The sequence below is a fragment of the Komagataeibacter medellinensis NBRC 3288 genome, assembly GCF_000182745.2.
GTDB lineage: Bacteria > Pseudomonadota > Alphaproteobacteria > Acetobacterales > Acetobacteraceae > Komagataeibacter > Komagataeibacter medellinensis.
Map to the genome: position 1 here is coordinate 2,894,622 of NC_016027.1, position 21,958 is coordinate 2,916,579.

At 63.1% G+C, this 21,958-nt stretch carries 17 protein-coding genes; 10 read left to right on the forward strand and 7 right to left on the reverse strand.

Annotated elements, in window-relative coordinates; genetic code table 11:
* Window positions 1-71 precede the first annotated feature (71 nt).
* The 9 genes from uvrB (at window position 72) to GLX_RS18505 (ending at window position 8,535) form a co-directional block, all read left to right on the forward strand.
* Entirely contained in the window at window positions 72-2,315 is a 2,244-nt protein-coding gene (gene uvrB / locus GLX_RS13515; protein WP_014106521.1) for an excinuclease ABC subunit UvrB, read from the forward strand.
* Entirely contained in the window at window positions 2,308-3,255 is a 948-nt protein-coding gene (locus GLX_RS13520; RefSeq protein WP_014106522.1) for an aldose 1-epimerase, read from the forward strand. Before uvrB ends, GLX_RS13520 begins: the two co-directional genes overlap by 8 nt.
* Complete coding sequence (greB, locus tag GLX_RS13525; RefSeq protein ID WP_014106523.1) at window positions 3,249-3,785, forward strand: transcription elongation factor GreB; 537 nt, start codon at window positions 3,249-3,251, stop codon at window positions 3,783-3,785. The genes GLX_RS13520 and greB overlap by 7 nt, the downstream gene beginning before the upstream one ends.
* 110 nt (window positions 3,786-3,895) lie before the next feature.
* Window positions 3,896-4,906: a glutathione synthase gene (gene gshB / locus GLX_RS13530; RefSeq protein ID WP_014106524.1), complete on the forward strand. Its 1,011-nt coding sequence runs from the start codon at window positions 3,896-3,898 to the stop codon at window positions 4,904-4,906.
* 20 nt (window positions 4,907-4,926) lie between these two features.
* A complete protein-coding gene (locus GLX_RS19245; protein WP_267128674.1) occupies window positions 4,927-5,061 on the forward strand; it encodes a hypothetical protein in 135 nt (44 codons plus the stop codon).
* A gap of 70 nt (window positions 5,062-5,131) precedes the next feature.
* On the forward strand, window positions 5,132-5,845 hold the full coding sequence (locus GLX_RS13535) for a class I SAM-dependent methyltransferase (RefSeq protein ID WP_041247443.1): 714 nt from the start codon (window positions 5,132-5,134) through the stop codon (window positions 5,843-5,845).
* Between the two features lie 252 nt (window positions 5,846-6,097).
* On the forward strand, window positions 6,098-7,387 hold the full coding sequence (locus GLX_RS13540; protein WP_041247444.1) for a cbb3-type cytochrome c oxidase subunit I: 1,290 nt from the start codon (window positions 6,098-6,100) through the stop codon (window positions 7,385-7,387).
* A 2-nt stretch (window positions 7,388-7,389) separates the two neighbouring features.
* Window positions 7,390-8,349 (forward strand): heme o synthase, encoded by a 960-nt coding sequence (locus tag GLX_RS13545; RefSeq protein ID WP_014106527.1) that lies wholly within the window; start codon window positions 7,390-7,392, stop codon window positions 8,347-8,349.
* A gap of 39 nt (window positions 8,350-8,388) precedes the next feature.
* On the forward strand, window positions 8,389-8,535 hold the full coding sequence (locus tag GLX_RS18505) for a hypothetical protein (RefSeq protein WP_014106528.1): 147 nt from the start codon (window positions 8,389-8,391) through the stop codon (window positions 8,533-8,535).
* A 191-nt stretch (window positions 8,536-8,726) separates the two neighbouring features.
* On the opposite strand, the gene GLX_RS13550 is transcribed toward GLX_RS18505, so the two are convergent.
* The 6 genes from GLX_RS13550 to GLX_RS13575 all read right to left on the reverse strand — a co-directional run bounded on the left by GLX_RS13550 (window position 8,727) and on the right by GLX_RS13575 (window position 16,963).
* Window positions 8,727-9,704 carry a Tim44 domain-containing protein gene (locus GLX_RS13550; protein WP_014106529.1) on the reverse strand — a complete coding sequence of 326 codons (978 nt, stop codon included), beginning with the start codon at window positions 9,702-9,704 and terminating at the stop codon, window positions 8,727-8,729.
* 152 nt (window positions 9,705-9,856) lie between these two features.
* Window positions 9,857-11,197: a TldD/PmbA family protein gene (locus GLX_RS13555; RefSeq protein ID WP_014106530.1), complete on the reverse strand. Its 1,341-nt coding sequence runs from the start codon at window positions 11,195-11,197 to the stop codon at window positions 9,857-9,859.
* Window positions 11,194-12,459 carry a M16 family metallopeptidase gene (locus tag GLX_RS13560; protein ID WP_014106531.1) on the reverse strand — a complete coding sequence of 422 codons (1,266 nt, stop codon included), beginning with the start codon at window positions 12,457-12,459 and terminating at the stop codon, window positions 11,194-11,196. Before GLX_RS13560 ends, GLX_RS13555 begins: the two co-directional genes overlap by 4 nt.
* 80 nt (window positions 12,460-12,539) lie before the next feature.
* Window positions 12,540-13,946, reverse strand: a complete 1,407-nt coding sequence (gene thrC, locus GLX_RS13565; protein ID WP_014106532.1) for a threonine synthase — start codon at window positions 13,944-13,946, stop codon at window positions 12,540-12,542.
* 77 nt (window positions 13,947-14,023) lie between these two features.
* A complete protein-coding gene (locus tag GLX_RS13570) occupies window positions 14,024-15,175 on the reverse strand; it encodes an L-dopachrome tautomerase-related protein (RefSeq protein ID WP_041247445.1) in 1,152 nt (383 codons plus the stop codon).
* Between the two features lie 267 nt (window positions 15,176-15,442).
* A complete protein-coding gene (locus tag GLX_RS13575) occupies window positions 15,443-16,963 on the reverse strand; it encodes a carboxypeptidase M32 (RefSeq protein WP_014106534.1) in 1,521 nt (506 codons plus the stop codon).
* Between the two features lie 95 nt (window positions 16,964-17,058).
* On the opposite strand from GLX_RS13575, the gene GLX_RS13580 reads away from it, so the two are divergent.
* Window positions 17,059-18,999 carry a tetratricopeptide repeat protein gene (locus GLX_RS13580; RefSeq protein ID WP_050856135.1) on the forward strand — a complete coding sequence of 647 codons (1,941 nt, stop codon included), beginning with the start codon at window positions 17,059-17,061 and terminating at the stop codon, window positions 18,997-18,999.
* Here the strand turns inward: GLX_RS13580 and GLX_RS13585 are convergent.
* Window positions 18,989-21,886, reverse strand: coding sequence for a [protein-PII] uridylyltransferase (locus tag GLX_RS13585; RefSeq protein ID WP_014106536.1), 2,898 nt, complete (start codon window positions 21,884-21,886; stop codon window positions 18,989-18,991). The genes GLX_RS13580 and GLX_RS13585 overlap by 11 nt on opposite strands.
* Window positions 21,887-21,958: the final 72 nt, after the last annotated feature.

Genomic DNA, 21,958 nt, shown 5'->3' on the forward strand with positions numbered 1-21,958 from the left:
GTGCGGATGGGGATGCGATCACGCTATGCAGCTCTTGCGCAGCGGCGACCGCATCCCCACTGTGTCTAGTTATGGCAACAGCATCACGTAACAGGAAAAAGAAGACCACCGACATCGACCCGGCGGATATGCCTGTCCTGTTCCAGCCGGAGCGGCAGGCGGCCAAGCCCAAAGTCAATAAATTCAAGGTCCATTCCCCGTATGCCCCTGCGGGTGATCAGCCCACGGCCATTGCTGAACTGGTCAGCGGCGTGGAAGGGGGGGAGCGCGACCAGGTGCTTCTGGGCGTAACCGGGTCGGGCAAGACCTTCACCATGGCCAAGATCATCGAGGCAACGCAGAAGCCAACCCTGGTCCTGGCCCCTAACAAAACACTCGCAGCCCAGCTTTACGCGGAAATGAAGCAGTTTTTTCCCGATAATGCGGTTGAGTATTTTGTCAGCTACTACGATTATTACCAGCCCGAGGCCTATGTGCCCCGGTCGGATACGTATATCGAAAAAGATAGCCAGATTAACGAACAGATTGACCGCATGCGCCATGCCGCGACACAGGCGCTGCTGGAACGTAACGATGTGATTATCGTGGCCTCGGTCTCGTGCATCTACGGTATCGGCTCGGTCGAGACCTATTCGCGCATGGTGGTCAAGCTGGAGGTCGGTGGCGAAATCGACCGCGACAAGCTGATCAAGGGACTGGTCGAATTGCAGTACCGCCGCAATGATACCGCTTTCCAGCGTGGTACCTTCCGCGTGCGGGGCGAGACGATTGATGTCTTTCCCGTGCAGAACGAGGACCGGGCCTGGCGCATCAGCCTGTTTGGCGACGAGATTGACGAGATTAGCGAATTCGACCCGCTGACGGGCGAAAAGACCGGCGACCTCGAATCTGTCAGCATTTACGCCAACAGCCATTACGTAACCCCCAGGCCTACGCTGACGCAGGCCATGACGGGCATGAAACAGGAACTGCGCGAGACGCTGGCCCGCTTCAATGCGGAAGGCAAGCTGCTGGAAGCCGAGCGCCTGCAACAGCGTACCACATTTGACCTCGAGATGATCGAGACCACGGGCGTGTGCAAGGGAATCGAGAACTATTCACGCTACCTGTCGGGCCGCGCGCCGGGCGAACCGCCACCGACCCTGTTTGAATACCTGCCCGAGGACGCACTGCTGATCGTGGATGAAAGCCACGTGACCGTGCCGCAGATTGGCGGCATGGAACGTGGGGACCATGCGCGTAAATCCGTGCTGGCGGAATTCGGTTTCCGCCTGCCGTCGTGCCTTGATAACCGGCCGCTCACCTTTGCCGAATGGGATGCGTATCGCCCCCAGACCGTGTTCGTCAGCGCCACTCCCGGCCCGTGGGAAATGCGCCGGACGGCGGGCGTGTTTGCCGAACAGGTGATCCGCCCCACTGGCCTGATCGATCCCGTCACTATTGTCCGCCCCGTTGAGCATCAGGTGGATGACCTGCTGGCGGAATGCCGCCTTACCATCGCCGATGGCGGCCGCGTTCTGGTCACCACCCTGACCAAGCGCATGGCCGAGGACCTGACGGAATACATGAACGAGGCAGGCATCCGCGTGCGCTACCTGCATTCGGATGTGGACACGCTGGAGCGTATCGAGATCATCCGCGACCTGCGGCTTGGCGCGTTTGACGTGCTGATCGGCATCAACCTTCTGCGTGAGGGGCTGGATATTCCCGAATGCTCGCTGGTTGCCATCCTCGATGCCGACAAGGAAGGCTTCCTGCGCTCGCGCACCTCGCTTATCCAGACCATTGGCCGCGCGGCGCGTAACGTGGACGGGCGTGTGCTGCTCTATGCCGACAAGATGACCGACAGCCTTGCCTACGCCATAGAGGAAACCGCGCGTCGGCGCGAAAAGCAGAACCTGTGGAACGAGGAACACGGCGTAACACCCCAGTCCGTGCGCAAGCATATTGGCGATGCCCTGTCCTCGGTCTTCGAGCAGGATTACGTGACCGTGACCCCCACGGCCGATGGCAGCGTGCGCGAAATGGTGGGCAAGGACTACAAGGCCGCCATTGCCGAACTGGATAAGAAGATGCGCGCGGCATCGGCGGAACTGGAATTCGAGACCGCAGCCCGCCTGCGCGACGAGATCCGCAGGCTGGAAGCGCTGGAGCTGGGCATGGAACCACCCCCCTTACCCCAATCGAGCGCTGGCATGCCCGGTACCAGCCCCAAGGCCGTGGCCCGGCGTAACCGTGGCCCGGTTCCGCTAGAGCCTGCTGCCGGGCGGCCTGATCCGCAACAGGCAAAAGGCAGGGGCAGACGACGTGGATGAGGGAAGGGCAACACCCGCGCCCTGCGCGGGGCAGCGGGAACGAAGCCTCTCGCCCACGCTGGAACTGCGGGCGGGCAATGCCATACTTGGCCTGCTGCCCGATGTGGGGGGCAGCATCGCATTCTGGCACAACAGTGAGATGGAATTCCTCCACCCCGTAACCGATCCTCACCTTGTTGCACAGCATGGCAGGGCGGTGGCGGGCTATCCACTCATCCCGTTTTCCAACCGGGTGGCGGGGGACCGTTTCCGCTTTGAAGGGGTGGATTACCATCTGGCCCCCAGCTTTGCGGGGGAAGACTGCGCCATCCATGGCAACGGGTGGCAGCGCCGGTGGCGAATCGACATGCTGTCCGACAGCAGTGCTACGCTGGTACTGGAACATGTGGCCACGCGCGACCTTGCCCTGCAGTGGCCGTTCAGTTACCGCGCCCAGTTGCGCTACGACCTGCGTGAGGCCGGGCTTTCCATTGGCCTGCTGCTGGAAAATACCGATACCCGTAGCCAGCCCGTAGGCATGGGGTTCCACCCCTACTTTCCCCGCCATGACGGGCTGAAGCTCGGTTTTGCGGCCAGCAGTGTATGGACCAACGGGCCGGATCATGCGCCCGCCCTGCGGGTCCCGGCGGAAGGGGCATGGTCATTTGCCCATATGCGTGACGCGGGTGAGAGCGCCATTGACAACTGTTACGCCGGATGGTCCGGCAGCGCCTTCCTGCGCTGGCCGCGCAGGGAATATGCCCTGACGGTGGAAGCCGGTGCGGCGCTGCGTCATCTCGTGCTGTTTACGCCACCACAGCACCCCTATATCGGACTGGAACCGGTCAGCAACATGAATGACGGCTTCAACCACCCCGACATAGCCGATAACGGGGTGCGCGTGCTGGCCCCGGGCGAGAAGATGGAAGGCCATATCCGCATGACACTGTCACGATGCTGAAGAATCCTGCGGCGTCCGGTCCCAAAGCTGGCGGTCCGGCTCCGGGCGGGCTGTCCTGTTACATCACGCCAGCAGGCATTGCGGCCATGCGGGGCGAACTCACGACGCTGCTGCGCGACGAGCGGCCCAAGATTGTCGAGATCGTTTCCTGGGCGGCAGGGAATGGCGACCGTTCCGAAAACGGGGATTACCAGTACGGCAAGCGGCGCCTGCGTGAGATTGACCGCCGCATTCGTTTCCTGACCAAGCGCATCGACAACGCCATCATTGTTGATCCAGCGGCCCAGCCCCAGCGCAACCGGGTGTTTTTTGGCGCAACCGTGACCTACGCCACGGAACACGATGAGGAACGGACGGTTACCATACTCGGCGTGGATGAGGCTGACATGGCGGCGGGGCAGGTGAGCCTTGTCTCGCCCGTGGCGCGTGCGCTCATGCGCGCAGGCATAGGCGATGAGGTCCGCCTGGCCACCCCACGTGGCGAGGAGATGATAGAGGTTCTGGCCATTTCCTATCCTGCTGCGCCGTAACAAGGGGGCTGGCAGTGCGGCCCAAGGCATATTATGACATTTGTCGCAGACAGTTTCAGTCCATGACTGTCTGTTGAACCGGTTCTGTCCCGTGTGGAGAAAACAGTTACATGTCACGCCCGCTCAAGGTTGCCGTCCAGATGGACCCGCTTGGTGGTATCGACATCAATGGCGATTCAACCTTTGCCATGATGCTGGAGGCGCAGGCCCGGGGGTATGAACTGTTTGTCTATCAGGTCGAGGCGCTGAGCCTGAGCGAGGGACGCGCCACCCCGCACGGCACTGGCCGCATGGACCGTGTGACCGCCTGTGCCCGCCCGGTTACGGTGCAGCGCAGGACAGGTGACCACGCGGCCTTCGGCCCCGAGCAGGTGATCGACCTTGCCAGCATGGACGTGGTGCTGATGCGTCAGGACCCGCCATTCGACATGGCCTACATCACGGCTACCCATATTCTTGAACATATCCACGGCACGGGGCCCGGTCGGGCGCTGGTGGTCAACAACCCCGCCGCCGTGCGCAATGCACCTGAAAAGATACTGGTCACGCATTACCCCGACCTCATGCCGCCAACACTGGTGACGTGGGATGTGAAGGCAATACAGGAATTCCGTGCAAAGTGGCGTGACATCATCGTCAAGCCCCTGTTCGGCAACGGGGGGGCTGGCGTGTTCCGCATCCGTGAGGATGACCCCAACCTCAACGCCCTGCTGGAAATGCACTTCGCTCGCTCGCGCGAGCCGTTGATGATCCAGCGCTACGAACCTGCCGTGCGCAGGGGGGACAAGCGCATCATCTTGGTGGATGGCGTGCCGGTGGGTGCGATTGACCGCATCCCGGCAGATGGTGAGACACGGTCGAACATGCATGTGGGCGGTCGGCCCGTGCGTGCGGAACTGACCGCGCGCGACCGCGAGATCTGTGACACCATCGGCCCTATGCTGCGCGACGAGGGGCTTATTTTTGTTGGAATCGATGTGATCGGTGAATGGTTGACCGAGATCAATGTCACCTCGCCGACCGGTCTGCAGGAAATTGATCGTTTTAACGGCATCAATACGGCCGGCCTGATATGGGACGCGATCGAGGCCCGCCTGTCAGCCGCGACTCCGGGCACTTAAGGATGTGAGGAACGATGTTCATGGCAGGCACGGTGGTCGTGGCTGCCGCGCCATGGGGCATGGCATCGGATATGGATTACAGGCGGTTATGTGGGCCGGTTGGCGCGCAGGCATGTCAGGTGGAATTGCAATGCAGCAGAACGGGACGGATTTGATCATGGCGGGTGCAGCACAGGAGCGGGCCGGGTGTGCCATCTTCCATGGCCAGGGCATGGGAGCAGCCTGATGAGTGACGTCCTGCATGACGAGACCGCCGAGAAAGTAGTGGAAATTCCTTCTCCCAAATCCGCGATGGACGCGGCGGCGGTCAAGGCCGCCTACCGGCGCTGGGCCGGTGTGTATGATGCGCTGTTCGGCAGTGTTTCCGCCTTCGGGCGTAAGCGCGCGGTGGAGGCGGTCAATGCGCTGCCCGGCACGCGCGTGCTGGAAGTGGGTGTGGGCACCGGCCTTGCGCTGCCCTATTACCGCGCCGACAAGCATATTACTGGTATCGACCTGTCTGGTGACATGCTGGAGCGCGCACGCCAGCGTGTGCGTCGTCTTAAACTGTCCAATGTGGACAACCTGCTGGAAATGGACGCCGAGGCCACCCAGTTCGAGGACGGTGCCTTCGACATAGCAGTGGCCATGTTCGTAGCTTCTGTCGTGCCGCATCCGCGCGCCCTGTTGGCCGAACTCAAGCGCGTGGTCAGGCCGGGCGGCCATATCCTGTTCGTCAACCATTTCCTCGCGCAGGGCGGCGTGCGGCTGGCGGTTGAGCGTGGCATGGCGCGCGCCTCGCATTCGCTGGGATGGCACCCGGATTTTGCCATCGAATCTCTTCTGCCGCCGGCCGACCTGCGGCGCGCGACGTTACAGTCCGTGCCGCCAGCCGGGCTGTTCACGCTCGTGACGCTTGAGCGTGAAGCCGACATCACCGCCAATCCCATGGTGGCCTGATTTCAGGACTGACCATCCCGCCAGCCCTGTCCCTGCGGCAGGGCTGAAATGACATTTGCGCGACTGCTGGGACGGCCTGCAGGGTCGTTTTTGCGTACCGGTCGCTGTATATAGATGAAAACATGGTAACGATTGGCCATGCCGGGAACCGGTGCATGGCAGCAGGGAGTACACCGAATGCCCACAGGCACACAGTTCGGGGCAGAGGCCGTGCGGGGAACAGCCCCGTCCTGTAACTACAGGACGGTAGGCATGCTGTATCTTGTCTTGGCGATCGTGTCGGGCATGACCGGGGGCCTGCTGGCCGTGGGCCTGCAGGCTGGCCTGCTGCCACATGGACTGCTGGAGGCCTGGGCAGGTGGCGATGCGGCTGGCGCGGCGGAGCGTATCGCCCGGCGCCATGGCATGATGATGGTATTTTTCTGCGCCCTGCCTGCCCTGTGTGGCGGGTTTGGCAACTGGTTTGTGCCGTTACTGCTGCGCGCCCGCGCCCTGGCCTTCCCGCGCATGGCGCTGGCGGGGTGGGCGCTGGTGGCCATGGGGTTTGTGGGGGTTCTGGCCGGGCTGTCGCCCGCCGTGGCACCGCAGGTCTCGGTTTTTGCCCTGCTTGCCTGGTGTCTTGGCATGCTGCTGCAGGCCATTAACATGGTGGCTACCATCCTTAACATGGGCCCGGTGGAACAGCGCCTGCGTGACCTGCCGATGTTTGTCTGGGCGCAGGGGCTTACGGCCATGATGGCTGTTATGGTCATGCCGGTTCTGGCGGGGGGGCTTACGCGGATCGTGCTGTCGGGGGCCGATATGGCACCACGGATTGATGCGCTGTTGCATGTCTTTGCCGGCCCCGAGATCGCGCTGCTGCTGCTGCCCTCGATCGGGATCGTATCGCAGGTTATCGAGACATTCTCCAACGCACCCCTGCAGATGCCGCGCGTGGTGCTGGGGGCGCTGACTGTCATGTCGATTGGTGGGGCATCGGTCTGGGTGCATGACCTGCTGCACGGCGGGCTGGAACACATGGTGGCTCCTGCCGCCGTGCTGCAACTCGCACTGATCGTGCTACCGGTGCTGGCCGTGCTGGCCGCGTGGGGGCAGACGGTGCGTGTGGGGCGGGTTCGCGCTTCGGTCCCGATGGAATGGGCGGCGGGTTTTGTGGCCCTTGTGCTGGCGGGTTCGGTTATGTCGCTGCGGGCCGGCGGGATGGCTGACGTGCATGCCGCCACGCTTTATGCGGCGGTTTTCGCGCTGTTCACCGGTTTCTATTACTGGATTGGCAAGATGGTGGGCCATGTCGCCCCGGCTGGTGCCAGCCGTTTGCATTTTGGCCTGACGGTTGGTGGCACCGTGCTGTCACTGCTGGCGTTCCATGGCATGGCGGGCATGCTGGGGGCGGTTCTGATGGGGCTGTCGATCCTCGTCTTTGCGGGTATCGTCGTGCAGGCGGGGCTACGCCCGGCTGAAACGCTGCCGACCAATTACTGGGGGCCCGGTGCCCGTACGCCGGAATGGCAGACCCCCGTATCCACTCATGGGGATGCATGAGCATGAGCGGTTCCGCAACACTGCCGGATGCTGCACAGGGCACGGTCCTGACTTTTGATGCCAGCCGCGTCGGTACCGATGCACGCGACTGGCTGGCACTACTCAAGCCGCGCGTCATTTCGCTGGTTGTGTTCACGGGCGCTGCGGGGCTGTACATGGCACCGGGGCCGATCAACCCGCTGGTGGCGGTTGTCAGTATCCTGTGCATATGCATGGCATCAGGTGCAGCGGGCGCCATCAACATGTGGTATGATCGTGATATTGATGCGGTCATGAAGCGTACCGTAACCCGTCCTATCCCCGATGGGCGGATCAGGCCGGCAGCAGCGCTGGGTTACGGGATTGGTCTGTCGGTTGCCTCCGTCATCCTGATGTGGCTGGCCACCAATGCGCTGGCGGCGGGCATACTCGCATTTTCCATTTTCTTTTACGCCGTAATCTACACGATGTGGCTCAAGCGCTCCACGCCGCAGAACATCGTGATTGGTGGGGCAGCGGGTGCCTTTCCGCCCATGATCGGCTGGGCAGCGGCCACGGGGTCCATGGCCGTGATGCCGGTTGTGATGTTTGGCATCATCTTTTTATGGACACCGCCGCATTTCTGGTCGCTGTCGCTCTATGCGTGCAAGGATTACGGACGGGCGGGCATTCCCATGCTGCCGGTTGTCCGGGGCGCACGGCATACACGCTGGCAGATCCTGTGGTACACCATCATCCTGACTGTCGTATCGCTGGTGCCGTCCTTCCTGCATCTGGCGGGCTGGCTCTACACGGGTGTTGCCGGTGTGCTGGGGGCAGGGTTCATCTACTGTGCCATCAAGGTGCTGCGTGACAGGCAGGACGCCAATGGTGTCAGCCTGACGGGGGATGGCGCGGCGCGGCGGTCCTTCCGCTACTCACTGGCCTACCTGTTTCTCCTATTCTGCGGTCTGCTGGCCGATCACGCCTTCATTGCCCACTGACGGACGGGTATTTTCTGACTCAATAGGGAGATCGGGCTGATGGACCAGGCAACAGCGGTTGAAGTAACACCAGAGATGGAAGCGCAGGAGGCAGCGCGTCGGCACAGGGGGCGTATCCGGGGGGTAGCGATCACGCTCTCGGCGCTGGCGGTTATCCTGTATGCGCTTAGTCTGGCGCATATCTGAAAAAACTGTTCCTGAAGTATAAATTGACAAAAAACAAAAATTTTTTGAGTGTCGCCTTCTTTTAAAATGTGACACTTCATGCAGTTTTTTGGGAAAACACATCACCAAAAACTTTTATGATTGTGCATGAAAAAAGGCCCGCATCATGTGATGCGGGCCTTTTGTCGTCTAGTTTCAGGTTATCGTGCCGGTCAGCGGCGCGTCTGCTGGATGGCGGAGAGCAGCCACGTGCCCGTCCCGGCTGAGCGCACGAAGGTCCACAGTTCGCTTACGGTGGTGCGGTTGGACGGATCACCATCAATCACGCGGCCCGTCATGTCCGTGGTGATGTCGATCAGGGAATACTGCATGGCTACCGTTGCGTAATCCATGCCGTTTTCACGCCAGCTTTCCACCAGGTCACCACGCTCGAAGCGCACGTCGGATACCACATTGCGTGCACCACGGCTGGCAAGATCGCTCAACTGGTTGTTGAAGTAGGAGACCATCTCCGGCGTGGCCATATGCTGCATGGCGGCCACGTTCTGCTGGCTCCATGCGGTCTGGATATTGATCAGCGCTTGCTGGAAGGCCTGATAGTCGGCCGCCGTAATGGCTACACCCACCGGCTGCGTGCTCCCCTGCGGGACCGGGCCACCCGTCGGGCCTGCGCCACCGGATGCAAACGGGTTGAGCGTGCCGCCGCCCGTGCCGCTACCGCTGAAGCGGCGGATTGCCCAGCGCACGAGAAAGAAGACCAGCGCCAACTGGATCAGCAGTCCCAGAAAGCCGCTGCCTCCCATGCCCGAACCGAACATGCCATGGCCGAACACCATGCCGAACAACCCGGCACCGATCAGCCCACCCATGAACCCGCTCATGAACGGGTGGCGGGGCCGGGCCATTGCCATGCTGCCTGCACCAGCACCAAAGGGCGCACGCGCGCCATAGCCCGCGTCGGGCTGGCGGGGTGTCATGGTACGCTGGAAGGGCATGGCCCCCATCGGCGCGGTCGCAGATGGCGCAGGCGCACTGTAGGTGCGCGAGCCACGGCTGCCCATGGACATGCCACCGCCTGCACGGGCATCGGCATCATGCGGATGGGCCAGCAGTGGCAGCATGGTCAGGGCCGCGCTGGCGGCGAGGACGATGCTTTTACGCGGCATCAGGCGCGAAGGATCTTTTTTCATCTGGGTCAGGCTATCTGCAATCCTGTGTCGGAACCATCTTTATCCATGCGGCCAGCATCATCTGGCCGCCTGTCATGCATATAAGCAGGCCCGCACCCCGAAAACAGGGGCAACGGGCCTGTAGAAACATGAAATCACGGAAAGGGTAACGATCAGGCGCCCGCGATCACCATGTCATCAATACGGATGGTGGGGGCATTGGTGGCCATGCGGAAGGTCAGGTCACTGGCCGGAACCAGGCGGGCGAACATGTCATTGAGGTTACCCGCCACGGTCAGTTCCGCCACGGGTTCGGCCAGCACGCCACCGCGGATCATGAAACCTGACGCTCCCCGGCTGTAGTCACCGGTAATGCCGTTGATGGCGGACCCCATCAGTTCGGTCACGTAGATGCCCTCGTCAATATCGGCCATCAGTTCCGCAGGGGTCAGGTGGCCGGGCTGCATGTGCATGTTGCCAAGCGACGGCGCGGGCGGCCCGGATGTGCCCCTACTGGCGCAACCCGTAGGTTCAAGCCCAAGTTGGCGGGCGGAGCGGGAGTCCAGCGCCCATGTCTTCAGCACGCCATCTTCCACCAGCGTGCGGGTATGGGTCAGCATGCCTTCGCCATCAAACGGGCGGGCACCGGGGCCACGCACGCGGCGCGGGTCGTCGATGATGGTGATACCGGCCGGCATGATGCGTGCCCCCATCTTCTCCTTGAGGAAGGAGGTGCCGCGCGCAATGGCAATGCCGTTGATTGCCCCTGAAAGATGGCTGAGCATGCTGGTTGAGATACGCGGGTCCAGCACAATGGGCAGCCTGCCGGTGCGTGGGCGCACGGGGTTGAGGCGGGCGATCGTGCGCTCACCCGCGCGCAGGCCGATCCTTGCCGCATCTTCCAGGTCAGACAGGTGGACGGCGGAATGGTAATCGTAGTCCCGCTCCATCTTCGTACCACTGCCCGCTACCGCGCTGGCCGAGACGGAATGGCTGGTGCGCGCATAGCGGCCCGAAAAGCCCGCCGATGTCATGAGGATGATGTCAGACAGGCCAAAACTGGCCGAAGCCCCGTTGCTGTTGGAAATGCCAGCGACCGACAGCGCCGCATCTTCCGCCGTACGGGCACGCGCCACCAGATCGGCGGTACTGGGGGTTGCAGGGTCAAACAGATCCAGGCCCGTTGCGTCCACAAAGCCTTTTTCCGCAGCATCGCACAGACCGGCAAAACGGTCCTCGGGCACTACGCGTGCCATGGCTACGGCGCGTTCAGCCAGCGTGTCGAAGCGCGTAGGGTCAAGGGCTGTAGCCGAGACGATGGCCGCGCGCTGCCCCACGAATACCCGCAAGCCAAGGTCGCAGGTCTCCGAGCGTTCAAGGTCCTCGGTGCGGCCATTGCGCACCTGCGCGCCATGGGCCGTGCGATTGACATATATGGCGTCCGCCGCATCGGCACCGGCGGCGCGGGCGCGGGAAATCAGGGTCGCAATCAGGTCGAGCGGTTCGGAACTCATGCCGCCAGCGCCCCGGCAATGCTGTCGAGCGAGGGAACATGGCTGATCGGCCCTAGCGATGCCAGCGTCGGCCTGCCGCTGAAGATGCGGGTAGCGACGCGCTGCACGTCTTCAATCGTGACGGCGTCGATCCTGCGCACGGTCTCGGCGGTGGGGATCAGGCGGTCAAAGATCTGGAGCTGGCGGGCAAGCTGTTCGCATCGGCTGCCTGTGCTTTCCAGCGACATGAGCAGCGAGGATTTGAGCTGTGCCCGTGCGCGCCCCAGTTCGGCCGCATTGACCGTATGGCGCACCTTGCGCAGTTCTTCCAGCGTTACGGGCACCAGATCGGCTACCTGTGCCTCGCCCGTGCCAGCATAGATGCCGAACAGCCCGCCCTGACGGAAGGGGGCGTTGAAGGAATAGACCGAATAGACCAGCCCGCGCTTTTCACGGATTTCCTGGAACAGGCGCGACGACATGCCCCCCCCCAGCAGCGTGGACAGCAGCAGGGCCGGGTAATAGTCCGCATCGCCATAGGGCATGGAGGGAAAGCCGAGCACGATATGGGCCTGATCCAGATCCCGCTCGCGTGTGAACGCACCACCCACGTAGTTCACGGCAGGCTGCGGCGGCACGGTTGCGGTGGGTAGGTCGGCAAAGTGTCGCTGCACAAGGTCCACCACGCGGGCATGCTCAAGGTTGCCGGCGGCGGCGATGATGGTGTTGCCGGCCGTATAGTGGGTGCCCATGTAGTTGACCAGCGTTGCGCGCGACATGGTCTGGATACCCGCTTCGGTGCCCAGCGTGGGGCGGCCCATCGCCTGGTCGGGGAAGGCGGTTTCCTGGAAATGGTCGAACACGATGTCGTCCGGCGTGTCGTTGGCCTGCCCGATTTCCTGCAGGATCACGCCGCGTTCGCGCTCAAGCTCCTCGGGGGCCAGGCTGCTGTGGGTCAGGATATCGCCAATGATGTCAGCGCCCAGGTCAAGGTTTTCCTTGAGCAGCTTGACATAATAGGCCGTGTGCTCGCGCGCGGTGTAGGCGTTGATGTGGCCGCCCACATTCTCGATTTCCTCCGCAATGCCGACGGCGGTGCGGGTGCCCGTGCCTTTGAATGCCATATGTTCCAGAAAATGGGAGACCCCGTTTTCGGGCGTGGTTTCATTGCAGGTGCCCGCGGCGACATACGCCCCAAGCGAGACGGTCTCCACCCTGTCCATCCGTTCGGTCACGATGGTCAGGCCGGAGTCCAGTCGGGTCACATTGATCAGGTCGGTCATGCTGGTCCTGCGGGCGGTACGGGTGCTCTATGCACCCATGCCGCCCCTTGTTTGCTTGAAAGGATGGTAGAAGGACTGGTTCAGTCGGCAGGCGTGTTGGACAGGACGGCAGCGCGTACCCTGTCCTCGATCACGCCCAGATTGGCGGGTACCACGCTGTAACGCTCGGGACGGTCATACAGGTCAGCCAAGGCGGCAGGCAGGGCAGGGCGGATGCCGGTTGCCTGTGCCATGGCATCGGGGAACTTGGCGGGGTGGGCCGTGGACATGGCGACCATGGGAATCCCGGCCTCACGGAAAGCGCGCCCCGCCGCTATGCCGATGGCCGTGTGCGGGTCAGCCAGGTAGTGGCTGCGGGTGTTGAGCATGCGGATTTCCGCCTCTGTTGCTCCATCATCCAGCGACAGGCCGTGGAACAGCGCATTGGCCCGGTCCCATACCGGGGTGGAGACCTTCATCACGCCGGTCTTGCGGAAATCGGTCATGATGCGCGCGCATTCGCCCGCATTGCGGTCCAGCAGTTCGAACAGCAGGCGCTCGAAGTTGGATGAGACCTGAATATCCATCGAAGGCGACAGGCTGGGCACCACGCCGTGGATGCTCATGTCGTTTTCATTGAGGAAGCGCGAGAGGATGTCGTTCCGGTTGGAGCCGACGCACAGCGCGCGGATGGGCAGACCCATGCGGCGCGCCACCCATGCGGCCAGCACGTTGCCGAAATTGCCGGTGGGCACGGCAAACGAGACTTCGCGATCCGGTGCGCCCAGTGCAAGTGCGGCATAGACATAGTAAGGCACCTGCGCTGCAATGCGCGCCCAGTTGATGGAATTGACCGCCGAGAGATGCATGTCGGTGCGGAAGGGCAGGTCGGCAAACATGGCCTTGACCAGATCCTGGCAGTCATCGAATGTGCCCTGCACGGCCAGGTTGGTTACGTTGGGTTCCAGCACGGTGGTCATCTGTCGGCGCTGCACTTCTGACGTGCGGCCTTCGGGGTGCAGGATCACCACGTTCAGCCGCGCGCGGCCCCGGCATGCCTCAATCGCGGCCGATCCGGTATCACCCGATGTGGCACCCACGATCGTGACCTTCTCGTCACGCTCGGTCAGCACATGGTCAAACAGGCGGCCAAGCAACTGCATGGCCATGTCCTTGAAGGCCAGCGTGGGGCCGTGGAACAGTTCCTGCACGAAAAGCCCGTCTTCCACCTGTGTCAGCGGCACGATCGCGGGGTGGTCGAATCGGCTGTAGGCTTCACGGCACAGCTTGAGCAGCACATCATGTGTGATCGACCCTTCGGCAAAGGGCGCGATGATGCGGGCGGCAAGCTCCGGGTAGGGCAGGCCGCGCAGGTCACGCCACTGGGGGAGCGTGAGTTCGGGCCAGCTTTCGGGCAGGTACAGGCCACCGTCCTCTGCCAGCCCCGCCAGCAGAACGGACGAAAAGTCGCGGACGGGGGCATTCCCCCGGGTAGAAATATAGCGCATTGCACCACCATAATCCCAACCGTCCCGCGCGCGAAGGGGGCGCATGCGCCGGCATGCGCAATTCCGCGCGTGGCGTGTCAGAATTTGGGGGGAGGCAGCACACCTACATTGATGCGGTAGATATGTACCGGCCACTGTATGGCGTTGATACCGCCATTGAGCGGGGCCGTGCGGTCAAGCTGGGCAGCGGGGACGTATAGCTGCCCATCCTTTGTGGCGAACGAACCGCCGGGCCAGTGCAGGCGCGGGTCGGTCACGATTTTCTGGTACACACGGTCAGGCATCAGGCGGAAGATGCTGCCGGTAGAGACATCATTGAAATACAGCGTGCCGTCCAGCCCTGCGGTAATACCGCCCAGCGGGGGCGTTTTATACCACAGGGTCGGGCCTTCCTCCAGTTCGATGGGGGTGACCTTGGGGTCTACCAGCAGGTCGGTATCGAGCTTGTAGACCGGGCCACAGAGCGGCTCGAAATACAGCCACTGCCCATCGGCGCTGATGTCCATCTGGCTGATGTTGACAATGGCGGTGTGCCCTGCGGGATTGGTGGCAATTTTGCCATCTACCGTAATGGGCTGGTGGGCGGTCAGTGCTGGCGTGTGTTCCATCAGGCGGCGCTGGGTGTTGGTGTCCAGTTTCACCACGATCATGGCCGGAATGCCGGCATCACCCACAAAGGCATGGCCACGTGCCACCCGCATGGTGGCGGCGTAACTGCCCACGCGTAGCATGTCGGGATTGAGCGGCCAGGTCTGCAATACCCGCTGGCCATGCGTATCCAGCTTCACGATCTTGGGCCCCCCTTCAACCGGCTTGCCGGCAGGGTCGGGCTGGCCGCTATCAAGCACCCACAGCGTACCATCGGGCTGGAGCTGCATGTCGGCCGGTGCCACGAAGCGCGAGGATGGCGGGGCGGACGGGTCGTTCCATGTGGCATCAGGGTAAGGTTGGGGGGTGCCATTTGCGTCCAGCACCGCAATAGCTGGCCCTTTATTGCCCGCCCAGCGCGGCAGTTCGACCAGCAGCCGACCATCGGGCAGCACGACTACCCGGTCCCATGCGCTGGTGGATGAGGCGGCGATTTCCTCAAGTGCTGCGGGTGGGTTGAGCGGCGGGGCGGGCTTGGCGGCATGTGCGGCAGGCAGCATGCCCAGCAGGCCGGTGCCGCAGGCAAGGAGAAAGCCCGCATGGCGCAGGCAGCGGAGGGCGGGAAGGGATTTTGCGTACATCGCGCGATATCTCGTCACGAACCGGCGCGAATGGCAAGGGGATGATATGGCATGCCCGCCCTGCCAGTTCGCCCCCGATCATGAAGGGGGAGCGTGATTGTCTGGTTACGCCATGACTCACGGTTGCGATGTGGCGGCATGTGCAGGGAATATCCGGCAATCATAAGGAAGTTTTTGGTGAATATTTTAAAAAACTCAGAAGAAAACAGAATTTTTTAAAAATGGTGGCACCCAGAAACTTCCATGATTTTTTATCAGGGATTTATTCTACACCTGCGCACAGTAACGCTGGCGCAGATGGCGCAGGTATGGTCCCGTATTGGGCACCGCCCCCGTGGCGTCGCGTACGATTTCTACCGTTGTGGCCCCGCTGCCGCGCGCATGGATGCGCGGGCGCAGCCAGTCCAGCAGTGGTGTGAAATCGCCATTGCCAATGGCGGGCATGATGGCCGGGTTGTCCCGCTCGGCTGCTGCGCGCAACTGGGCGGCGATGATCGCGCCCAGCGTATAGGTGGGGAAATACCCCCATGATCCCGATGGCCAGTGAATGTCCTGCAGGCAGCCCAACCGGTCCTCGGGCACTTTCAGGCCCAGCAGGTCATGGATGCGGGTGTTGAAGGCTTCGGGCAGGTCAGCCAGCTTCATCTTTCCCGCAATCAGCGCGGTCTCCATCTCGTAACGCACCAGGATATGGGCAGGATAGGTGACTTCATCCGCATCCACCCGGATGAAGCCAGGGCGCACGCGGGTTACAAGTCTGTGCAGGTTATCAGGCGTCCATGCGCTGTCGGTTGCACTGCCGCCAAAGGTTGCGCGCAGGCGCGGTGCCATCCAGTTCATGAAGGGGCGCGAGCGGCACACCTGCATTTCCATCAGCAGGGACTGGCTTTCATGCAGGCTCATGCCGCGTGCCTCGCCTGCCGGCTGGGCGCGCCATGCCCTGGGCAATCCCTGTTCGTACAGCGCATGCCCGGTTTCATGCACCACGCCCATCAGGGCGTTAAGGCAATCATCACGTTCATAACGGGTGGTGATGCGCACATCATCCTCCGCCCCGCCACAGAAGGGGTGCAGGCTGACATCAAGCCGCCCGCGCTGCATGTCGAATCCAAGGGCGCGCATGGTGTCACGCCCCAGCCTTTCCTGCGCGGGCACTTCAAACGGGCCGGGCAGGGGCAGGGGGGTGGCCTGGTCTTTCTGGTGCGCCAGCGCGGTGGCAATCAGGTCAGGCAGTTCGCTGGACAGTTCGGCAAAGACAGGGTCGATATCGGCCTGTCTTGTGCCCGGATCATATTGGTCCAGCAGCGCGTCATAAGGAGAAAGGCCAAGAGCCTCGGCCTTGGCTGCGGCAATTTCGCGCGTGTAGGAAAGCACGCTCTGCAATTCTGGCAGCAGGGAGGCAAAGTCGTTGTTCTGGCGCGCGGTGCGCCATGCCATCTCGCAGCGCGAGGCGGCGCGCGATGACGCTTCCACCAGATCGGAGGGGATAGCCGCGGCGTGGGCGTGCTTGCGGCGCATTTCGTGCAGGTTGGCGCGCGCCATGGCATCATCGGGGGCCTGCGCGCGCTCCAGCAGGGCGGGCATGTCGGGTGCGGTCATAAGTTCGTGCGAGAGCACGGCAAGGGCCGCAATGCTTTCGGCGCGGCTGTCGGCAGCCCCGACGGGCATCATGGTGTCCTTGTCCCAGCCCAGGATGCCCAGCGCGTTGCGGATCTGGCCCATGCGGGCAAAGCGCTGCCGCAGCGTTTCATAAGCCTGCTGGCTGGTGGTGCCGGACTGGATGTTCATGCGGGCTCCTGACTGAAAATCTTAATATTTCGTCGCGTATGAATGACACGGCGAGTGTGCGGGAGCACGCCACGCCATGCAAGGGAGTCCACGCGATGATGAAGGCCCGACAGGACAGGTCGCACCTGCTGGCATGCGGCCAGGCGGCACTGCACGCAGGCGATGTGGCCGGGGCACGTACCCATTTTGCCGCCCTGCGTACCATATGTCCTGATGACCCCGATGCCCTGCACGGCCTGGCCTGCGTGGCGCTGGCGGCCGGCCGGGCGGATATCGCCATAGCTCTTGCCGGTCGCGCGTTGCAGGTTGCGCCGGAAGGTGCGTTTCATGAAGTACTGGCCCGTGCCCTGCTGGCGCAGGGGCATGGACAGGCTGCGTGTGCCGCCATTCGCCTTGCCTGTCTGCGTCGGCCCGGTCATGCGCCCACATGGCTGGTCCGTGCCGAGATAATGGAAGCTACGGGAGCCGTGCGAGATGCCGCGCGGGCATTTGGCCATGCGGCCCGCCTGCCGGGCAGGGAGAACGGACACGCCCGCAGGCTTTATGCCCGTTTTTTGTGGCGGCGTGGACAGCGGGCGGCGGCCATAACCCAAATGCGCCATATCGTGCGACACGCAACATTGGCATCGGGTTGCGCGCATGAACTGGCCGACATGCTTCTGGCCCATCACGACCGGGATGGGGCGGAGGGTGTGCTGCGGGCCTGCCTTGTCACTGATCCATCCGATGTTCGTGCCCTGTCGGGGCTGGGCGCACTTGTCCTTGCGCGCGGGCAGATGGACGAGGCTGCCCGCCTGCTGCGCCGTGCCGTGGCGCAAAGGCCGGAGGCGGAAAGCTGCAATAACCTCGGTCTTGCCCTAATGGCGCTGGGAGATATGGCCGGTGCCGATACTGCCTTGCATCAGGCCATGGATCTTGCACCCGATGATGCGCGCATCGCCCTAAACCACGCAACCGGCCTGTTTGAAGGCGGGGCGGTCCGTGCGGCCTGCGCTTGTTACGTGGCCTTACTGGCCCGTAACCCCGCGCTGGATGAGGCAACCCGTGCCCGGACCCGCTTCAACATGGGCGTCGGCCTGCTGGCGCAGGGTGATCTGGCGCAAGGCTGGGCGTTGTGGGAATCCCGCCTGGCCTTCACGCCGCCTCACCCAGCTACACACCGGTTGCCCCAATGGAACGGGCAGGGGCTGCCTACGGGGCGCAGGTTGCTGGTGCATATGGCGCAAGGGCTGGGTGATGGGGTGCATTTCCTGCGCTATGTGCAGCTTGCCGCGTGCAGGGTACCGGTTGTGCTGCGCGTGCCTGCCGCGATGGCCCGACTGGCGGCCACGCTGGATGATGCGCGTGGGCATGCCATAGAAATTATCACACATGATATATATGATAAAATGCACGTCGCAGCCCAGTGCGACCTGTTCAGTCTGCCGTACCTGCTGGGTGCACATGATGTACCCGCCTTTACCCCTTATTTGGGTGAAATGCCGTGGCGACCGCACGCAGGGCGCACGACGCCCTTGCGTGTTGGCCTGTGCCATGCGGGGAATGCGGCCTATCGCTTTGATGCGCGGCGCTCGGTTGCGGTGGCCGATCTGGCGCCGCTTGCCTGTATTGGTGGGGTAGAATTTATATCCCTGCGGCCGGGTGATGCGGATGCGGGAGGATTACCCTTCATCAGGCATGAACTGCCGGCTGGTGCGGATATGCTGGATACGGCACGGCTTATGGCTACGCTGGATCTGGTGATTAGCGTGGATACGCTTGTGGCGCATCTGGCGGGTGCCATGGGGTGCCCGGTGTGGCTGCTCAGCCGTTTTGGGGGGGATTGGCGCTGGGCGGCGGCGTTTGACGCGCCGCCGGAGCGTGCCGGGACAGGTGTGCTGCCCGAAGGTGCGCCTGCCAGCCAGTGGTACCCCACGCTGCGGCAGTTCCGGCAGCAGGAACTGCTGCCGCCTGCGCAGGCATGGGATCAGGTCGTGGCGCAGTTGTGCGCCGCCCTGCAGGATATGGTGCGGGTGACCTTTGCGGTCAGATCGTGATTGATTCCAGTTCGGACGAGCGGCGCTGGGCTGCCGCTTCCGCTTCCTGCAGTCCGGCAAGCAGGGTGGTGCGCACGCGGTCAAGACGTTCCTTGTCCGTGATTTTCAGTCCGAACAGGTCCTTTACATAAAAAACATCGACCGCGCGCACGCCATAGGTGGTGATGTGGGCGGAGGCAATCTGCAGTTTCTGCTCGCTCAGCGCTGCCGTGACATCATGCAGCAGGCCGGGGCGGTCGCGGCCGTTGATCTCCACCACCGTGCAGGTGTTGGACGCGCGGTTGTCGATCACCACGCGCGGTGGCACATGGATCGCGCGCATGCGCCGCCCACTCAGCCTGCGGCCGCACTGGGCAATCTCGCGGTTGATGTTGAGGTGGCCGGTCAGCGCCTGCTCGATCAGTAGTGACAGGCGGCCAAGCTGCTGCGGTTCCTCAAAGGCAGCGCCGCCCGCATCCTGGATCCACAGCGTATCAAGCGCCATGCCGTTGGTCATGGTATGGATGCGCGCATCCACGATCGAGGCCCCGGCAATGGCCACAGCGCCAGCAATCTTGGAAAACAGCCCCGGATGGTCGGCGGCATAGATCGTGACTTCCGTCACTCCGCGCGCGGGCAGGGGCTGGGTCTCGACCGTAAGGGGGGAATGCTGGCGTTCGGATTCGCCAATCAGCAGGGCATGACGGGCATGGGTGTCGTGATCGAACGACAGCCAGTAACTGCCATAGCCCAATCCCATGAAGTGCCGGACATCGGCCTCGTTCATCCCGTCTTCCACCAGCCACTGTGCGGTGGCGGTCTTAGCGCGCTCCACGCGCACGTCGCGTTCAGTGGTGGCAAGGCTGCCTTCCAGCACTTCGGCCACGCGCATGTAAAGTTCGTTCAGCAGCGTCGCCTTCCATGCATTCCACACGCGTGGTCCCACCGCCCGCATGTCCACGATGGTCAGCAAAAGCAGCAGGCGCAGGCGTTCGGGCGACTGGATGATGTCGGCCAGGTCAAGGATGGTCTTGGGGTCGTCAATATCGCGCTGGAACGCGGTGTGGCTGAGTAGCAGGTGATGCAGCACCAGCCACGAAACCGTTTCCGTCTCCTCGCTGTCCATACCCAGTTCGGGGCAGACATAGAGTGCGATCTGCGAGCCGATTTCCGAATGGTCGCCACCACGCCCCTTGGCAATGTCATGCAGCATGACCGCCACATACAGCGCCCGGCGCGAATGCAGGTTGCGCGCAAGGTCGTAGGCGACGGGGATCTCATCGGCCATCTGGCCATGTTCCACCCGGCCCAGTATGCGCAGCGCGTCGATGATGTGCTCGTCAACCGTGAACACATGGTAGGTGTCGAACTGCATCTGCCCCACAACGCGCGACCAGTCGGGCAGCAGGCGGCCCATCAGTCCGGTCTCGTTAAGGATATGCAGCCAGTAGGCATTGCCCTTGCGCCGCCCCTCATCCATCAGGTGGAAGCTGGGTGAGGCATCCGGTGCATCCGCAGCTTCCCCCGTGCGGGAAGCACGGGTCGTGCGTTCTGGCGGATCACCGCACATGAGGTCCAGGAAGATGCGTGCGGTTTCCGGGTCACCGCGCAGGCTGGCGGCCTTGCGCTCCCAGCGGATCAACTGGTGCATGGCCATGGGGTGGATGGGTAGCTTGCGCTTCTTGGCCCAGTCCAGCAGGCGCATCATCTGGATCGGTTCATCCGCGAACGACGTGCCGCGCTGGGGCAGGATGCGGCCATCGAGCACGGTAAAGCCCGCGTCACGCATCTGGCTGTCGGCTTCGGGCGCATTGGCCACGGGGCCAAGCGCCTGGCGCAGCACGGCGGGTTCCAGCACCAGTGTGAGGCGCATGACCTCGCGCACGGTCAGGAAGTAGTGGCGCATGAAGCGCTCCACGCCTACCTGGCGCCCATGGCGCGTATAGCCCATGCGGCCACCCACTACGGGCTGCACGTCGAATGTCAGGCGTTCTTCCGCCCGACCTGACACGTAATGCAGGTGGAAACGCACCCGCCACAGGAAGTCCCATGCCCGGCGCGCGCGCTTGGCTTCGGGTTCGGTCAGCAGGCCGAGTTCGCTAAAGCCGGGGGCCAGCAGGTCGGACACATGGCGGGTGCCGAAGGTGTAGCGGCACATCCAGTACAGCGTCTGCAGGTCACGCAGGCCACCGCGACCTTCCTTCACGTTTGGTTCGACCAGGTACGGGCTGTCACCAAAGCGCTGGTGCCGCGCCGCGCGTTCCTTGCGTTTATCGCTGATGAAGCGGTCCGCGCCCGCGCGCACGCAGGCCACGATGTAGCGGGCCTGGAACATCTCGAAAAGCGACTCGCTGCCCGTCAGGATGCGGGCATCGAGCAGCGTGGTGCGCACCGTGGTGTCGGCCTCGGCCTCGGCAATGCATTCATTGATAGTGCGGGTCGCGTGCCCGACCTTCAGCCCCAGATCCCATAGGAAATACAGGATGTATTCCACGCAGGTGCGTATGTTTTCCACCTTCGTCTCGGGGGTGAGGAACAAAAGGTCGATGTCACTGAAAGGGGCCAGCAACCCGCGCCCGTACCCGCCGGTAGCGGCGATGGTGAAGGGGGCTTCGGGATGCGAGTCGATTCCTGTCTGCCGCATGGCGAAGGCGGCGAGCACGCGGATCATTCCGTCCGTATAGGCTGCCAGCAGCTTGCCCGCTTCAGCCCCACCCAGCCTGTGATGCTCGAATTCCTCACGCACATGGGCCTGGTAGCGCGACAGGTGGCGGCGGACCAGGCCGATGGCTTCCTCACGCGGCAGGGCGGGTTCGTCTCCACTGCTGCCGGGAGGGAACAGGGCCGCATGCAGGGCGTCTGTCATCACATCGACTGGGGAGGCGGAAGGGGGGGCTGCGTTGGGCATTGTGGCCAGATGGCGTCCTGATAGGTGGCGACGAAAAAAACACTGTGCAGCCCTTGGTGGGTTCAGGTCCAG

What these genes read in the sequence shown, in the direction of transcription:
- uvrB (WP_014106521.1), top strand. Translation starts at nt 72, where the DNA reads ATGGCAACAGCATCACGTAACAGGAAAAAGAAGACCACCGACATCGAC.
- greB (WP_014106523.1), top strand. Translation starts at nt 3,249, where the DNA reads ATGCTGAAGAATCCTGCGGCGTCCGGTCCCAAAGCTGGCGGTCCGGCT.
- gshB (WP_014106524.1), top strand. Translation starts at nt 3,896, where the DNA reads ATGTCACGCCCGCTCAAGGTTGCCGTCCAGATGGACCCGCTTGGTGGT.
- GLX_RS19245 (WP_267128674.1), top strand. Translation starts at nt 4,927, where the DNA reads ATGGCAGGCACGGTGGTCGTGGCTGCCGCGCCATGGGGCATGGCATCG.
- GLX_RS13535 (WP_041247443.1), top strand. Translation starts at nt 5,132, where the DNA reads ATGAGTGACGTCCTGCATGACGAGACCGCCGAGAAAGTAGTGGAAATT.
- GLX_RS13540 (WP_041247444.1), top strand. Translation starts at nt 6,098, where the DNA reads ATGCTGTATCTTGTCTTGGCGATCGTGTCGGGCATGACCGGGGGCCTG.
- GLX_RS13545 (WP_014106527.1), top strand. Translation starts at nt 7,390, where the DNA reads ATGAGCGGTTCCGCAACACTGCCGGATGCTGCACAGGGCACGGTCCTG.
- GLX_RS18505 (WP_014106528.1), top strand. Translation starts at nt 8,389, where the DNA reads ATGGACCAGGCAACAGCGGTTGAAGTAACACCAGAGATGGAAGCGCAG.
- GLX_RS13550 (WP_014106529.1), bottom strand. Translation starts at nt 9,704, where the DNA reads ATGAAAAAAGATCCTTCGCGCCTGATGCCGCGTAAAAGCATCGTCCTC.
- GLX_RS13555 (WP_014106530.1), bottom strand. Translation starts at nt 11,197, where the DNA reads ATGAGTTCCGAACCGCTCGACCTGATTGCGACCCTGATTTCCCGCGCC.
- GLX_RS13560 (WP_014106531.1), bottom strand. Translation starts at nt 12,459, where the DNA reads ATGACCGACCTGATCAATGTGACCCGACTGGACTCCGGCCTGACCATC.
- thrC (WP_014106532.1), bottom strand. Translation starts at nt 13,946, where the DNA reads ATGCGCTATATTTCTACCCGGGGGAATGCCCCCGTCCGCGACTTTTCG.
- GLX_RS13570 (WP_041247445.1), bottom strand. Translation starts at nt 15,175, where the DNA reads ATGTACGCAAAATCCCTTCCCGCCCTCCGCTGCCTGCGCCATGCGGGC.
- GLX_RS13575 (WP_014106534.1), bottom strand. Translation starts at nt 16,963, where the DNA reads ATGAACATCCAGTCCGGCACCACCAGCCAGCAGGCTTATGAAACGCTG.
- GLX_RS13580 (WP_050856135.1), top strand. Translation starts at nt 17,059, where the DNA reads ATGATGAAGGCCCGACAGGACAGGTCGCACCTGCTGGCATGCGGCCAG.
- GLX_RS13585 (WP_014106536.1), bottom strand. Translation starts at nt 21,886, where the DNA reads ATGCCCAACGCAGCCCCCCCTTCCGCCTCCCCAGTCGATGTGATGACA.